The organism is Streptomyces sp. CO7, from assembly GCF_053474865.1.
On sequence record NZ_JBRIOU010000009.1, the window covers coordinates 32994 to 48798 of the forward strand.

Below are 15805 nucleotides of genomic sequence, written 5' to 3' on the forward strand. Positions count from 1 at the left end.
GTGTCACCCGGAAAAGGGGCCCCGGGTCAGCAGGGGTTGTTGTTGATCTTGAAGGTGGAGGTGGTGTTCCGGATGTCCTGCGCGTTGTCGCTCAGACGCAGGCAGTTGAAGGTGACCTCGCCGACCGCGGGGCCCTGGCCCTCCTCGGGCTTCTCGTTGGCCCAGACGCCGAACCCGGACTTGGCGTCCCAGGCGTCACCGCTCTTACGGGCCCCGCTGATCGAGATGTCGGTGAAGACCGTGTCCTTGATCGGGAACTGCGGCTGCCCGCCCGAGTAGTTGGTCTGGAACATGACGCCGCTGTAGGTGGGGTCGACGATGTCGACGTCGGTCACCCTGATGCCCTGGAACACCTTCGAGGCGGAGAAGACCCAGATCCCGGGGAAGGTCTGGTTGCCCCAGAAGTGGCCGCCGGCCCGGACGATCGAGATGTTCTCGAACTTCGTCGGCTCGGTCCCGAAGCCGTTCATCGGGTAGCCGAAGTCCAGGGAGGAGATGGTGATCCCGGAGTAGACGAGGGTGTCGGCGATGTGGATGTTGCGGAAGGTGTTGTTGTAGCCGCCGTACACCGCCACGCCCGCGGCGCGCCAGGTCAGGGTGGTGGTGAGGTTCTCGTAGACGTTGTTCTTCATGTCGGCGCCGCCCGCGTCGATCGCGGAGAACAGCGCGAAGCTGTCGTCGCCGGTGGCCCGGGCGTCGTTGTTGGCGACCAGGTTGTCCGTGGAGCCGTTGGTCATGTTGATGCCGTCGGCGAACATGTTGCGGATCCGGGAGTTCTTGATGGTGATCCGGTCCGTGTTGGCGCCCCAGTAGAGGCACACCATGTGCTCGTTCCACACGTCGTCGATGGTGATGTCGGAGACGTTGGCGAAGTCGAAGACCTTGCCGGGACCGTCGATGCGTGAGGTGTAGTTGCCGAAGTAGGCGAAGCCCTTGAAGAGGGAGCCCTTGGCGGTCGCGTCGGCGCGGAAGCCGATGTCGGTGTTCTCCTGGGTGCCGGGCGCGTGGAACTTCGTGTACCAGGGTCCGGCGCCGACGACCTTGACGGCCTTGCCGTAGACCTGGAACTTGCTCGAGGTCTGGTAGTCGCCGGGCGGCAGGTAGACGCCGGCCAGCTTGCCCGTGGTGTCCATCCGGACCTGGTCGAGGGCGTTCTGCACGTCCTGGTGGGTGAAGCCGGCCGGTACGGCGTACGCGGCGGGGTCCGGGTTGGCCACCGGCGCCGTCTTCTCCAGGTTCACGAAGTCGATGGCGTAGTGGGCGGCGGTGTTGGCGGCGTCCTTCTGCAGACGGATCCTGCTGCCCGCCGGGACGGTCTCGCCGAGCATCAGGTGCGCCTCGTCGTAGATGTGCCGCGGCGCGCCGGAGCCCGGGTTGTTGCCGGGTGCGGTCTCCGCCCCGTACAGCCAGGCGTACTTCGAGGTCAGCGGGAGCGCCTTCTTGAAGACGCCGTCGACGTAGACGTTGAGGGTGGAGTCGATGCCCCCGCCGCCCGGGGCGTCCGGGATGGAGAAGCGGGTGACCAGGGTGTTGGTCGCGGCGCGCGTGGTGAACTCGACGTACTCGCCGGTCGCGTCGAGGTCCACCGCCTTGCGGCCCGAGGCCTCGCCGGCGATGTCGCCGACGGTGCGGTTGGGTCCGACGGTCTTCGCGCCGCCTCCGACGGTGCCGTCCTCCGCCTCGTACATCATGTACGGCATGTTGGCGCCGCGGCCGACGAACAAGGGCTGCGTGGAGGTGTTGTTCTCCCGCTTGACGGCGGGTTCGTTGCCGTCGGCGGCGACGGTGGTGCGCACCGTGTAGGAGCCGTTGGCCGCCGTCCACGGCCCGAGCGTCACCTGGGCGGTGGCGCCGGCGGCGATGGACCCCGAGTGCGTCCCGGTCAGCGTCCTGACGGTGGCGCCGCTGCCGTCGAGGAGGGTGAGGGTGACGTCGTGGTTCCCCGAGGCGCTCGCGTCGGTGCCCTGGTTCTTGACCGGCACCTTGAAGGTGACGGCGTCCCCGGCGCTCGGGCTGGAGGGCGTGGTGGTCACCTGGCCGACGACCAGGTCGGAGCCGGCGACCGGCTTGACGACCAGGGCGGTGGGCCGGGTGAAGGTGTTGTTGGTCTCGTTCTGCTCGACGACCGCGTCGCCCTTGTCGGCGACCGCGCCCAGCTCGTAGGAGCCGGCCGGCCGGGTGCCCAGCGAGGCGGTGACCTTGGTCTCCGCGCCCGCGGCGAGCGCCCCGACCTTCGCGGTGGCGACCTCGGAGCCGCCCAGGCGCAGGGCGAGCGTGCTGGCCGCTGCGGCGGCCGGTCCGTCGTTGCGGACGGTGGCGGAGACGGTGATCTCGTCCGACTCCACGGGTGCGGCCGGTGAGGTGGTCAGGTCGGTGACGACCAGGTCCGGGTTGGGCGCCGGGACGCCGACGACCTGGAACTCGGCGAGCTGGCCGGCGGCGGAGCCGGTGTTCGCGGTGAACCGCAGCCGGACGTCCGCGACGCGGGCGGTGACCGGGACGGTGACGGTGTTGCCGCTGGCCGGGTCGAAGGAGTAGCTCTTCGCCGCGACGAGGCTGGTGAAGCCGGTGGCGTCCTGGGCGCGGCCGAGGACCTCGACGGTCTGCGAGCGGGCCGACCAGGCGCTGTCCGGGTTGAGCTTGAGCACCAGGCGGTCGACGTCCGCGTTGGCCCCCAGCTTCACGGTCAGGGTCTGCGGGTAGCTGCCGCCCGCGCCCTCCCAGTAGGTGCTGGTGCTGTTGTCGTTGGCGTTCGTCGCCACGTAGGTGTGCACCGTGGAGGAGGCGTCGATGGGCCTGCCGACGGCGAGGTTGGAGCCGGTGCCGCCGGAGCCGTTGCGGGTCACCGCGTTGCTGTCGGCGGACCGGTTGCCGGCGGCGTCCTTGGCGCGCACCCGGTAGGTGACGGTGGCGGAGGCGGGCTGGGTGTCGGTGTAGGTGGTGACGTTGCCGGCCACGGTGCCGCGCAGGGCGTTGTTGGCGTAGATCTCGTAGCCGCTCACGCCGACGTTGTCGCCCGACGCGGTCCAGGTCAGCTTGATCTGGCCGCTCGCGGGCTCGGTGAAGGCCAGGTTCGCGGGGGCCGTCGGGGCCTGGGTGTCGCCGGCGTCACCGGTGCGGGTGACGGTGTTGCTGTCGGGCGACTGGTTGCCGGCCGCGTCGCGGGCCCGCACGCGGTAGGACACCGTCTGGTTGGCGGGCCGGTTGTCGGTGTAGGCGGTGACGTCGCCGAAGACGCTGGTCAGCAGCTCGCCGTTGGCGTAGACGTCGTAGGCGGTGACGCCCACGTTGTCGGTGGCGGCCTTCCAGGTGAGGCGGATCTGGCCGGTGGCCGGCTCGGTGAGGGCGAGGCCCGACGGCGCGGACGGGGCCTGGGTGTCACCGCCGGCCGGGCCGTAGACCTCGAGCTCGGAGACCTGGGCGGCGGGCTGGACGGTGTTCGCGCTCACCAGGACCCGTACGTACCGGGTGGTGGCGGAGTCGAGGGCGACGGTCGCCGTGTTGTCGTTGGCCGCGGTGAAGGCGTATGCCTGCGAGGCCGTCAGGTCGGTGAAGTCGGTGCCGTTGGCGCTGCCCTGGATCTTCAGGGTCTGGCTGCGGCTCTCCCAGCCGGCGGGCAACTTCAGGACGACGCGGTTGACGGCGCGGGAGGTGCCGAGGTCGGCCTGGATCCACTGCGGGAGCTTGTTGTTGGTGCTCTCCCAGTAGGTGGCGCGGTTGCCGTCGCCCGCGTTGGTGGCCGTGTACACCTCGGTGTGGCTGCTGGCCGTGAGGGGACGGCCGGCGACGAGGTTTCCGGACGAGTCGGTCGCCGAGTGCACCTCCAGCTCGGACAGCTGGGCGGCCTGCCAGCCGGTGTTGGCGGCGATGTCGACGCGGACGAAGCGTGTCTGCGTCGCCGGGAACGACACCGTGACGGTGTTCCCCGCGCCGGGGGTGAAGGCGTAGGTGGCGGAGCTCTTCAGCGTGCTGAAGCTGGTGCCGTCGGCACTGCCCTGGACGGAGAGCGTCTGGCTGCGGCTCTCCCAGCCGGCCGGCAGCTTGAGCACCACCTCGTCGACGCGGGTGGCGGCCCCGAGGTCGGCCTGCACCCACTGGGGAAGGCCGGAGCCGGCGCTCTGCCAGTAGGTGCCCTGGTTGCCGTCGGTGACGTTTCCGGCGCCGTACTCGGTGTGCGCGCTGCTCGCCGACGCGGTGTCGCCGAGCGCGATGTTCGGTCCGCCCGCGGCGCGGGCGGTGGTCACGGGACCGCCCAGTGCCAGCAGGCAGGCTGCGACCACGGCGCCGATGCACCGGGATCTGTGGATGCGGGTGTTCATGGTCCTCGCTCCTCGGTCGCGTGCCGGGGGGACGCGCGACGCGGCTCAGGGGGGAACAGGGTTGGCGATGCCTATAACTGCCGCTGATTCATTCGGAGTTTGCGTACGAACGCTCAGAGAATTGCAGAGGACGGTCGACTCGTCCACAGCTCGGTCACGATGTTCTCGGCCGGGCCCGGGGCAAGCGCGGGCATGCCGGTGAGGCGGCCCGGGGCAAGCGCGGGCATGCCGGTGAGGCGGCCCGGGGAAGCGGACCGCCTCACCGGAACCGGTGGCGTCAGTTGCGGTTGACGACGAACTGCGAGCCGGGCTCCACGCAGACGTCCCCCTCCGCCGAGTTGGTGATGCTCACGCCGCTCAGCGTGGCGCTGCCCCTGGCCCCGCCCATGGCGAGGACGCCGCAGCCGTTGACCGACCCGTCGATGCGGACACCGGTGACCTTGACGTCCGGCATCGCGCCGCCGCCGGTCTTGAACTGGATGCCGTCGTAGGTGGAGTCGTGGATGTCGGTGTCCCGGATCGTGACCCCGGGGATGTCCGGTCCCTGCGCGAAGAGGGTGATCGCGCCGAACTCCTGGTCCTCGTTCCAGAACGCGCCGCCCGTGCGGTACAGGCCGTTGTTCGCGATCAGGGTCTGGCCGCTGAACGGCAGCGGGTCGTGGTCGGTGGCCAGCATGATCCCCGGGTAGTTCATGGTGTCGGAGACCAGGTTGTTCTCGATGGTGTTGCCGTGACCGCCGTAGACCGCGATGCCGTTGGCCCGCCAGGGCAGTTGCACGGTGTTGTTGCGGAAGTGGTTGTCGTGGCCGACGTCGGCCGAGGTGTCCTTGACGTACTTGTTGGCCCACACCGCCAGGGCGTCGTCACCGGTGTTGCGCAGCGACGAGTCGTAGACGGTGGAGTTGCGGGTGCCGTTGGAGAAGTTGACGCCGTCGGCGTAGGTGTCGCGGATCCGCATCCCGGTGAACTCCACGCCGTCGCCGGGGTTCCAGAGCTCGGGGATGTTGGAGTAGTCGCGGCCGACCCAGGCGGCCACGTTGGCGTGCTCGATCCAGACGTTGCTGATCTTGGTGTTCTTGCCGAAGCGGCCGTTGAGCGCGACACCGCCCTCGGCGCCTCCGTCGCCGCCCCGGATGGTGCCGGAGCCGAAGATCGCGATGTCGGAGATCTTCGTGTTGTCGTCGATGTCGAAGCCGAAGTTGCCCTCGTGCGGGTGGTTGATGCCGCCGGCCTGGTGCGGCGGGGTCAGCGCGTACAGCTGCGAGTGCCACATGCCGGCGCCGCGCACGGTGACGTCCCGGATTCCGACCTGGTTGTACTGCCCGCGGTTCTGCGGGTCGTCGGTGAGGATCTTCTTCTCCTGGCGCCACTGGCCGGCCGGGATCCAGACGCAGTCGATCTCGCCCTTCTGGTCGGCGGTGACGGCCCGCTGGATGGCGTCCGCGTCGTCGATGCCGTCGTTGGGCACGGCGCCGTACTGCGTGATCGAGGTGCACGCGGCGGGCTTGGGCGCCGGTCCGGCGACCTGTTCCAGGTCGATCAGGTCGATGACGTAGTAGGCCGCCGCGTCGCCCGCGTCCCGCTGCAGGCGGAACTTCGTGCCCGCCGGGTAGGTGTCGGTCAGCAGCGCGTGGGACTCGTCGAAGAGACGGCGCGCGTCGCCGCCGGGGGTGTTGGTCAGGCCCTCGGGGTCGTCGGTGCTGCCGTAGAGCCAGCTGTGCTTGGAGGAGAGCGTCAGCTTGCGGACGAACTTCCCGTCGGCGTAGAGGCTGATGGTGGCCTCCCGGCCGCCGCCGGACGCGGCGTCGGGGATCGAGTTGCGCACCACGACGGAGTTGGCGGCGGCGGTGGAGGTGAACTCGACGTGGTCGCCGGTGTCGTCGAGCCGCACCGACCTGCGGCCCGAGGACTCGGTGGCGAAGTTGGTGTGCCCGAAGGTGCGCTTCTTGTCGGCGGTCAGCAGGGTCCCGTCGTAACTGCCGGCCTCGGCTTCGTACTCGGTGTACGGGAGGGCGGCTCCGCGTCCCACGACGAGGGACCGGGCGAAGACGTTGTTGTTCTCGTCGGTCTCCTCGACCGTTCCGGTGGCGTCGGCGGTGGCCGTCAGGGTGGCGCCGCCGCCGACCGCCTTCCAGCTCCCGGTGATGGCGACCTCGGCCGTGCCGCCCGCGGCGACCGCCCCGGTGGCGCCCTGAAGGGTGGTGTCGCCGACGGTGAGACGGGTGACGGTGCCCGCCGGGACGGACGTGGTGCCGCGGTTGTCGACCGTGACGGTGAAGGAGACGGACGAGCCGACCGCCGGGGACGCCGGGTTCGTGGTGATCCGGGTGACCCTGAGGTCCGGGCCCGGGCTCCGGTCGACGGTCAGTCTGCTGCTCGCCGTGCGGCTGTTGTTGCTGTCGTCCAGCTCCACGACGGCGCCGGTCGGGTCGACGACCGCCGAGACGCCGTAGGAGCCCGCCGGGCGCCGGCCGACGGGGACGGAGACGGTGGCGCTGCTCCCGGCCGGGAGCGAGGCGACCGGCGCGGAGCCCGCGACAGTGCCCTCGACGCTGACGTTCACCGTCGTGGCCGGGGCGGTCGCCGTGCCGGCGTTGCGCACGGTGGCGTTCACCTTCACGTCGTCCCGCTCGGTGGGGGCGGCCGGCGACCAGGTCAGGTCGGTCAGGACCAGATCGGGGTTGGGTGCGGCCCGGCCCACCACCTGCAGTTCGGCGACCTGGCCGCCGGACGCACCGGTGTTGGAGTGGAATCGCAGCCGCACGTCGGCGACGCGGCCGCTCACAGGCACCACGACGGAGTTCTGGCCCGACGAGGGGCTGAAGGCGTACTCGGCACGGGCCTTGAGGGTGCTGAAGGAGGACGCGCCCTCGGCGCGGCCCAGCACCTCGAAGGACTGCCTGCGCGGACCCCAGACCGGGTCGGGGTTCAGCTTGACGACCACGGCCTCGAGGTCCGCGTCCGCCCCGAGCCGGACCGTCAGGTCGGCCGGCGTCCCGGCCGACTCCCAGTAGGTGCTGGTGCTGTCGTCGTTGGCGTTGGCCGCCACGTAGTTCTGGGTGCTGGACGTCGCCTCGATCGGCTTGTTCCGTGCCAGGTTCGTGCCCTGCACCGGCGGGTCGACGGGGCCCGGGCCACCGCTCTCACCGTAGATCTCGAGCTCGGACAACTGGGCTGCGTTCCAGCCCGAGTTGGAGGCGACCTGTACCCGCACCCAGCGCGCCGGCGTGGCCGGCAGGTCGACGTCCAGGGTGTTCGCCGAGGCCGGGTCGAACACGCGGGCCTGCGCTCCGGCCAGGGTGCTGAAGGAGGTGCCGTCGGAGCTTCCGAGGACGGTGAGGGACTGGGTGCGCCTCTCCCACCCGGTCGGCAGCTTGAGCACCGCGCGGTCCAGGGTCACCTGGGCGCCGAGGTCGACCTGCACCCACTGGGGTAACGCGCCCGCGGGGCCTTCCCAGTACGTCTGCTGGCTGCCGTCCGTGACGTTGCCCGCCGGGTAGCCGGAGTGGGATCCCCCGGCCGTCGCGGTTCTGCCGAGGGCGAGGTTGGGCTGTTCGGCCGCGGCCTGTGCGGGCGCGGGCAGCAGTCCGACGGTGACCAGGGCCGCTGTGAGCAGTCCCGCCCCCCATCGCCTGCGCGGTCGAGTGGCTCTCATGGCTGCCTTTCCGTGATGCGGGCACGGCGCGTCGCCCGCACCGGACCCCCGTTCAGGGGGCGGCGGACGGGAGCGGAAACCGGGTGCCCGGCAGGATTCGACGAGGAAGTGCGATCTCAAGCCAACTTCTTGAGCGATTACGTGACTTCTTTGCGTCACCGAAGTGAAAGGTTTCTCTCCGGTGGGAACTTTGTCAACGGTTCCGCGCGATTCCTGCCGCCCGCATACGCCGACGGCGCCGCCGCCGGACCCTCGGAAGGGGCCCGGCGGCGGCGCCGTCGGTGAGATCGGGTGCCGGTCAGCGCCCCGGGGGCGGGGCGGTCGAGCCGCGGACGACCAGTTCGGACTCGAAGAGAAGTTCACCGGGGCCGGGGTGGGAGCCCTGGATCTGGGCGCACAGCAGGTCGACCGCCGCGCGGCCCATGGCCTCGATGGGCTGGCGCACGGTGGTCAGGGGCGGTTCGGTGCACGTCATGAAGGCGGAGTCGTCGAAGCCGACGACCGACACGTCCTTGGGCACCGAGAGCCCCCGGCGGCGGGCCGCCCTGACGGCGCCCAGGGCGAGGGGGTCGCTGGCGCACACGATGCCCGTGACGCCCTCCGCCAGCAGCCGGGTGGTGGCCGCCTGGCCGCCCTCCAGCGAGAAGATGGACCGCTGGACGAACTCCTCGGGCAGCGTCGTGCCCATGGCCCCGGCCGCCACGTGGGCGGCCTCCAGCTTGCGGCGCGAGGGCATGTGGTCCGCCGGCCCGATCACCAGGCCGATCCGCTCGTGGCCGAGAGAGGCCAGGTGGCGCCACGCCTGTTCGATGGCGACCGCGTCGTCGCAGGCCACGCACGGGAAGTCCAGGCCCTCGATCGAGGCGTTGATGAGGACGACCGGCACCTTGCGCTCGGCCAGCAGGTGGTAGTGCTCGTGCGGCGCGTCGGCCTGCGCGAACAGCCCGCCGGCGAAGATGACCCCGGAGACCTGCTGCTGGAGCAGCAGGTCCACGTAGTCGGCCTCGGAGACGCCGCCCTTGGTCTGCGTGCACAGCACGGGGGTGAGCCCCTGCTGGGCGAGCGCGCCGCCGATGACCTCGGCCAGCGCCGGGAAGATGGGGTTCTGCAGCTCCGGCAGGACCAGGCCGACGAGCCGGGCGCGCTCCCCGCGCAGCTGCGTGGGGCGCTCGTAGCCGAGGACGTCCAGCGCCGTGAGCACGGACTGCCGGGTCGCCTCGGAGACCCCGGGCTTGCCGTTGAGGACACGGCTGACCGTGGCCTCGCTGACCCCCACCTTCTTCGCCACCTGGGCCAGTCGTCGCGTCATGTACGCAAGCCTAGCGCAAGAACCGCAAACTGTTGCGGCCCAGGCTTCGTTCCGTGTCCCCTTTCCGGTCGTCCGTCGACCGTGAGCAGGCCCGTGTCCGGGCCGTGCGCTGTCGCATCGACGCAAGCGCACGCAAGCGCGGTCGTCCCCGGATCAGGCGCGCAGCCACGCCGCGGTGTCGGCCGGCAGCGCTCCGCCGTCGGTGAAGGGACCGCTGGCCAGCAGGACCCGCTCGTGGGGCGGCAGGGCGACCGGCTCTCCGGACAGGTTGACGACGCAGACCAGGCCCTCTGCCCTGCGGAAGGCGAGGACGTCGTCCTGTGTGTCCAGCCAGCTGAACGGGCCGTCCCCGAAGCCGGGTTCGGTGCGCCGCAGACGGAGCGCCTCGCGGTAGAGGCCGAGCATGGAGTCCGGGTCGGCCCGCTGCCGGTCGACGGCGAAACGCGCCCAGTCGGCGGGCTGCGGCAGCCAGGGCTCGGTCTCGGCGCCGAATCCGTACGACGGGGCGTCGGCCTCCCACGGGAGCGGCACCCGGCAGCCGTCCCGGCCGGGGTCGACGCCGCCGGAGCGGGAGTGCATCGGGTCCTGGATGCGGTCGAGGGGGATGTCGGCCTCGGGCAGGCCCAGTTCCTCGCCCTGGTACAGGTACACCGAGCCGGGCAGGGCGAGGCTCAGCAGGGCGGCGGCGCGGGCGCGGCGGGTGCCGAGGCCGAGGTCGGTGGGGGTGCCGAAGCGTTTGGCGGCGAAGTCGAACCCGGTGTCGGCGCGCCCGTAGCGGGTGACGGTGCGGGTGACGTCGTGGTTGCACAGCACCCAGGTGGCGGGGGCCCCGACCGGCGCGTGCTCGGCGAGGGTGTCGTCGACGGAGCGGCGCAGCCTGTCCGCCTCCCAGGGGCAGGTGAGGAAGTTGAAGTTGAACGCGGTGTGCAGTTCGTCCGGGCGCAGGTAGCGGGCGAAGCGTTCGGCGTCGGGGAGCCAGACCTCTCCGACGAACACCCCGCCGTACTCGTCGGCGATCGCCCGCCATGCGCGGTAGACGTCGTGGAGGGCGTCCTGGTCGATGAAGGGCGCCGGGTCCACCCCCTCGACGTAGTCCGGCAGTTCGGGGTGCTTGACGAGCAGCGCCGCGGAGTCGATCCGCACGCCGGCGACGCCGCGCTCGAACCAGAAGCGCAGGATGTCCTCGTGCTCCTTGCGGACGGCGGGGTGGTCCCAGTTGAGGTCGGGCTGCTCGGGGGTGAACAGGTGGAGGTACCACTCTCCGTCGGGCACCCGGGTCCAGGTGGTGCCGGAGAACTGCGACGGCCAGTCGTTGGGCGGCAGTTCGCCCCTCTCCCCGCGCCCCGGGCGGAAGTGGAAGAGCTCCCGCTCCGGGCTGCCGGGCCCGGCGGCGAGGGCCGCCCTGAACCAGGCGTGCTGGTCGGAGACGTGGTTGGGGACGATGTCGACGATGGTGCGGATGCCGAGCTCACGGGCCTCGGCGATCAGCTTCTCGGCCTCGCCGAGGGTGCCGAAGGCCGGGTCGATGGTGCGGTAGTCGGCCACGTCGTAGCCGCCGTCGACCAGGGGCGAGAGGTACCAGGGGGTGAACCAGACGGCGTCGACGCCCAGTTCCGCGAGGTAGGACAGCCGGCCGCGGACGCCCGCGAGGTCACCGGTGCCGTCGCCGTCGCCGTCGGCGAAACTGCGCGGGTACACCTGGTAGATGACGGCGTCGCGCCACCAGTCGGCGTTGCGGTTCGGGAGGGGGGCTGCCACGTGTCGGTCCTTTCGGGCAGGGTGGATCTTCGCCGCCGGCCCGGACAGCGGGCGTGGGACCGGGCCGGCGGCGAAGCGTGAGGGCAGGTGGGACGGGGCGGCGGGCGGTCAGCCCTTGAGGCCGCCCGCGGTGAGGCCGCCCATGATGTTGCGCTGGAAGACCAGGAAGATCAGCAGCGTGGGTACGGCCGCGATGGTCAGCGCGGCGATGAGCACGTTGACCGGCACTCCGGTGGAGAGCGAGTAGATGCCGACGTTGAGGGTCTGCTTCGCCGGGTCGGGCAGCGTGAGCATCGGCCAGAGGAAGTCCTTCCAGACGCCGATGATCGCGAAGATCGAGACCACTCCGAGGACCGGCCGCGAGATGGGCAGCACGATCGACCACAGGACGCGCATCGGGCTCGCGCCGTCGATGGAGGCGGCGTCCAGCAGCTCCTTGGGGATGGAGTCGAAGAACCGCTTGAGCAGGAAGATGTTGAAGGCGTTGGTCACCGAGGGGAGCCAGATCGCCCAGGGGGTGTTGAGCAGGTTCCGCTCGACGACCGGGACGTCCAGGACGGTCAGGTACTGCGGCACCAGGAGCACCGTCGCGGGGATCATGAGCGTGGCGAGCATCATGCCGAGGATCGCCTTGCCGAAGAGGGGCCGCAGTTTGGAGAGCGAGTACGCGGCGGCGACGTCGAGGACGAGCTGGAAGGCGAGCGCGCCGAAGGCGTAGTAGAGGGTGTTGCCGAGCAGTGTGGCGAGGTCCATGACCTCCCAGGCGCGGCTGTGGTTCTCCGGGGTGAAGGACCGCGGCACCAGGGTCGGCGGGGTCTGGATGACTTCCTGGGCGTCCTTGAAACCGCTCGAGACCAGCCAGTACAGCGGGCCCAGGAAGGCGAGGGTGAAGCCGCCGAGCACCAGGGTCAGGGCGATCCGGTAGAGGGCCTTGCCGCGGGGCCGGGCGAGCTGGGCCGGTGAGATGAGCGTGCGCGTGGACATGGTTGTCTCCCCCTGGCCTACTCGTCCTCGGCGCGGCTGAGCCTGGCGTACGCCGCCGAGAAGCCGGCGAGCAGTACGAGCAGGAGCAGTCCGAGCGCCGCCGCGGCGCCGTAGTCGTTGAAGTTGAAGGCGTACTGGTAGATCAGGTAGACGACCGTGGTGGTCGATCCCTCGGGGCCGGCGCCGCCGGTGAGCAGGAAGGGCTCCACGAAGACCTGCATGGTGGCGATGATCTGCATGAGCAGCATCAGCGAGAGGATCAGGCGGGTCTGCGGGACGGTGACGTGCCAGATCTTGCGGAACAGGCCGGCGCCGTCGAGTTCGGCGGCCTCGTACAGCTCGCCGGGTATGCCCTGGAGGGCGGCGAGGTAGATCAGGGTGGCGCCGCCCATGTTCATCCAGGTGGAGGCGACGACGATGGAGAACATCGCCAGGTCCGGGTCCTGGAGCCATTGCTGTTCGGGCAGGTGCAGCAGCCGCATCAGTTCGTTGAGCAGGCCGTACCCGGGGTCGTACAGGTACTGGAAGAGCAGCACGGAGGCGACCGGCGGCAGCATCACCGGCAGGTAGACCAGCAGGCGGAGGTAGCCCTGCCCGTGGTGGAACTCGTTGATGACGATCGCCACCACGAACGGCACGACGAAGCCGAGGAGCAGCGCCAGCACGGTGAACAGCAGCGTGTTGCGCCACGCCTGCCAGAACGCCGGGTCGTTGACGACGGTGACAAGGTTGTCCAGGCCGACCCAGGTCGTCCGTCCGCCCTCGGTCTTCTGGAAGGCCAGCAGGAACTCCCTGACCATCGGGTACCAGGAGAACACGGCGAAGCACAGGACCGCGCCGATGAGGAAGCCGTGGGCGGTCAGGTTGCGCCTCAGGCTCTTGGCGAAGGCGCCGCCGGCGGGCCGCGAGGGGCCCGCCTCGCGCGGCGCGTCGCGGCGGCTGGGCGCCGCCTTGCGGGGGGTCAGGATGGGGGCCGACATCGTCGCTCCTCGGTACGGATCTGCGGTGTCCGGGGACGGAGGGCCGGGCGGGGCGGACCGGTCGCGGTCCGCCCCGCCCGCCGTGTCACTGGTGGGCCAGGATCTGGTTGACCTGCGACTCCGCGGTGGCGAGGAGCTTGTCGACGTCGGCGTCCTTGTTGGTGAGGATGCCGGACATCACGTTGTCGAGGACCTTGTAGATCTCCTGCGCCTTCGGCGGCTCGGCCTTGCCCGCGACGGGCTTGTCCATGTAGGCCTTGAAGTTCTGGACCGGCATGGTGGCGTGCTCGGTACGGGCGGCGTCGTCCTTGGTCTTGGACTCGTTCAGCCAGAAGTTGGGCTGCGGGATGCCGACGGGCAGGCCGTCCGCCTTGGTGCGCTCCCAGTCGAACTGGCCCTTGCCGACGGTGAGGTTCTTGAAGTTGAGCCAGGCGATCGCGGCCTTGATCTTGTCGGACGAGATGCCCTTCTTGATCATGTAGTTGTTGCCGCCGGCCAGCGTGTTCTTCCCGCCGGGGATCGGGCCCATCCCGAAGTTCTCGTACTTCGCGCCGAGCTGCTGCACCATGTACGCGATGTCGTCGGGGGCGGCCAGGAACATGCCGAGCTTGTCGGTGGCGATCTGCTTCTGCAGGTCGCCCCACTTCAGCAGCTGGGTCTTGCCCATGCTGTCGTCCTGCCAGCGCATCGCGTGCAGGTTCTCGGCGACCTGCTTGCCGAGCTCGTTGTTGAAGGCGGCCTTCTTGCCGCTCGGGTCGACGACGTCGCCGCCCACGCTGTACATCTGCGCGGTGAAGTGCCAGCCGCCGGTGTTGCCCGCGCTGTACTCGCCGAAGCCGGATATGCCCTTGCCGAGCCCGGCGATCCTCTTGGCGGCGGCGCGGACCTCCTCCCAGGTGGCCGGGGGGTTGTCGGGGTCGAGGCCGGCCTTCTCGAAGAGCTTGCGGTTGATCAGCAGACCCATCCGGTAGTTGCTGGTGGGCAGTCCGTAGAGCTTGCCGTCGTGCTGCAGCGAGCCGAGGACGTCGGGGTCGATGTCCTTGAGCGCGGGGACGGACGTGTCGTTGACGTAGGCGGTGATGTCCTCGGCGCCGTCGTTGTCCAGCACCTGCGGCAGGTCGGTGAAGTAGGTGTAGAAGACGTCCGGCTGGGACTTCGCCTTGAGCATGGCGGTGAAGCGCGGCGGCTCCAGGCACTGGCCCGGGGTGGAGCGGCCCTCGACGGTGACGTTCGGGTAGGTCTTGTTGAACTCCTTCACGTCCTCCTTCCACTCCTTGAGCTCGGCCGCCTTCGCCGCGGGCGGCATGCAGTCGATGGTGATCGTCACCTTCGTCTTCGGGTCGAGCGGAGCGGAGGGATCCGACGAGCCGCCCCCCTGGGAGGCGGTGCTGTCGTCGCTGCTGCTCGTGCCGCAGGCGGCGAGCGCGCTCAGGCTGAGGGCGGAGACGAGAGCGATCGCGCTGGCGCGGCGGGCAGGGCGGAACCGGGCACTTCTCATGAGTGCTCCCCTTCGGGCATGAACGGCGAGGTCACCCCACCACCGGACGGCGGATGCGTTGTGGGGCGCGGCACACTCAACCACCGCCGACAAGTGAACGCAATATCCCGCGCACACTTCGTAATTATTGAACAAGGCTCCGTCGGTTAGCTGTCTGCTGCCCGCACGATCACGGCTGCCCCTCTGTTCCCGCAGGCCCGGCCGATGCCCTGTCAGAGCTGCGGGGCCTCGCTCTCCTCCACCGTGCGGCGGCCGATGCGCAGCACCGGGAAGAGCAGCGTCAGCACGGTGCCGGCGAGCGCCCAGGCGCCCAGGACCAGCAGCGGACCGGTGACGGCGCGCCCGCCGAAGTACCCGATGGACCGGGCGGTCCAGGTGCCGGCGCCGGGGATGAGGGCGGGCCCGATGTCCCGCCAGAACGGGGGCAGCAGCGGATACGGGTAGGCCCCGCCCGCGCTCGGGTTTCCGGCGATGACGACCACCAGGACGGTGAGCCCGATACCGATGACGCCCAGCGCCCCCTGGAAGGCGAAGGTGACCGCCCCGGTGGCGAACACCACCAGCGCGCCGAGCCACCACAGGCCCACCGTGCTGCCCGGCATCGCGCCCAGCACGGGGCCGATCACCACCGCGCCCAGCAGCCCGAGCAGCACCGCGTACACCGCCAGCGTCAGCAGCCGGATCACCGCCCGGCGGAGGTTGGCGGGCCGGGCGCCGTAGCTCACGGCGAGGATCGCGGCGCACAGGTAGCCGCCCACGCACCAGCCGACGATCAGGTAGAACGAGGACAGGCCGCGCGCGTCGCCCCGCTCGACGGGGACGAGGTCCACGGTGCGCACCTGGCGTCCCTGGCGGGCCTCCGCCCGGCCGACCACCTCTTCCAGCGCGTCCGCCACCGGGGCGCCGCCTCCGCCGGCGACCAGCAGCCGGTCGGCGGCGCCCGGGCCCGCGACGAGGGCGCCGTAGATCTTCCGGTCCTCGATCTGCTGCCGCGCCTCCTCGGCCGAGGCGAGCGGCCGGGCATCGAGGGGGGAGCCGGGCAGCGCGTCCAACTGCCGCGCCAGACGGTCGCCGCCGCCCGGCGGGGTGACCACGCCGAAGGCGATGTCCCGGGGCCTGGGCTCGTGGAAGGCGCCGGCGTACGAGGCGATGAACAGCACCCCGAGCGCCAGCACGCCCAGGATCAGCAGCGCCGACCGCGGCCGCACCGCGTCCTTGACCTCTTCGGCGAACGTGGGTCCGGGCGCTCCACCACTGCTGCTCATGATCCCCAGCCTGGGCGTCGGGCCGTCACCTCGCAGG

At 70.8% G+C, this 15805-nt stretch carries 8 protein-coding genes; all 8 read right to left on the reverse strand.

Features of this window, described 5'->3' with window-relative positions; all coding sequences use genetic code 11:
• Window positions 1–26 precede the first annotated feature (26 nt).
• On the reverse strand, window positions 27–4319 hold the full coding sequence (locus ACOV8S_RS26840; protein WP_448320943.1) for a discoidin domain-containing protein: 4293 nt from the start codon (window positions 4317–4319) through the stop codon (window positions 27–29).
• Between the two features lie 277 nt (window positions 4320–4596).
• Window positions 4597–7974, reverse strand: coding sequence for a CARDB domain-containing protein (locus ACOV8S_RS26845; protein WP_448320945.1), 3378 nt, complete (start codon window positions 7972–7974; stop codon window positions 4597–4599).
• A gap of 298 nt (window positions 7975–8272) precedes the next feature.
• Window positions 8273–9283 carry a LacI family DNA-binding transcriptional regulator gene (locus ACOV8S_RS26850; RefSeq protein ID WP_448320946.1) on the reverse strand — a complete coding sequence of 337 codons (1011 nt, stop codon included), beginning with the start codon at window positions 9281–9283 and terminating at the stop codon, window positions 8273–8275.
• A 153-nt stretch (window positions 9284–9436) separates the two neighbouring features.
• Window positions 9437–11041: a glycoside hydrolase family 13 protein gene (locus ACOV8S_RS26855; RefSeq protein WP_448320948.1), complete on the reverse strand. Its 1605-nt coding sequence runs from the start codon at window positions 11039–11041 to the stop codon at window positions 9437–9439.
• A 108-nt stretch (window positions 11042–11149) separates the two neighbouring features.
• Window positions 11150–12025 carry a carbohydrate ABC transporter permease gene (locus tag ACOV8S_RS26860; protein ID WP_448320950.1) on the reverse strand — a complete coding sequence of 292 codons (876 nt, stop codon included), beginning with the start codon at window positions 12023–12025 and terminating at the stop codon, window positions 11150–11152.
• A 17-nt stretch (window positions 12026–12042) separates the two neighbouring features.
• Window positions 12043–13005: a carbohydrate ABC transporter permease gene (locus ACOV8S_RS26865; protein WP_448320951.1), complete on the reverse strand. Its 963-nt coding sequence runs from the start codon at window positions 13003–13005 to the stop codon at window positions 12043–12045.
• 85 nt (window positions 13006–13090) lie between these two features.
• On the reverse strand, window positions 13091–14503 hold the full coding sequence (locus tag ACOV8S_RS26870) for an ABC transporter substrate-binding protein (protein WP_448320952.1): 1413 nt from the start codon (window positions 14501–14503) through the stop codon (window positions 13091–13093).
• 212 nt (window positions 14504–14715) lie between these two features.
• The gene (locus ACOV8S_RS26875) at window positions 14716–15768 is read right to left on the reverse strand and encodes a DUF3533 domain-containing protein (protein WP_448320953.1); all 1053 of its coding nucleotides are present in this window, start codon (window positions 15766–15768) and stop codon (window positions 14716–14718) included.
• Window positions 15769–15805: the final 37 nt, after the last annotated feature.

What these genes read in the sequence shown, in the direction of transcription:
- ACOV8S_RS26870 (WP_448320952.1), bottom strand. Translation starts at nt 14,503, where the DNA reads ATGAGAAGTGCCCGGTTCCGCCCTGCCCGCCGCGCCAGCGCGATCGCT.
- ACOV8S_RS26845 (WP_448320945.1), bottom strand. Translation starts at nt 7,974, where the DNA reads ATGAGAGCCACTCGACCGCGCAGGCGATGGGGGGCGGGACTGCTCACA.
- ACOV8S_RS26860 (WP_448320950.1), bottom strand. Translation starts at nt 12,025, where the DNA reads ATGTCCACGCGCACGCTCATCTCACCGGCCCAGCTCGCCCGGCCCCGC.
- ACOV8S_RS26865 (WP_448320951.1), bottom strand. Translation starts at nt 13,005, where the DNA reads ATGTCGGCCCCCATCCTGACCCCCCGCAAGGCGGCGCCCAGCCGCCGC.
- ACOV8S_RS26850 (WP_448320946.1), bottom strand. Translation starts at nt 9,283, where the DNA reads ATGACGCGACGACTGGCCCAGGTGGCGAAGAAGGTGGGGGTCAGCGAG.
- ACOV8S_RS26840 (WP_448320943.1), bottom strand. Translation starts at nt 4,319, where the DNA reads ATGAACACCCGCATCCACAGATCCCGGTGCATCGGCGCCGTGGTCGCA.
- ACOV8S_RS26875 (WP_448320953.1), bottom strand. Translation starts at nt 15,768, where the DNA reads ATGAGCAGCAGTGGTGGAGCGCCCGGACCCACGTTCGCCGAAGAGGTC.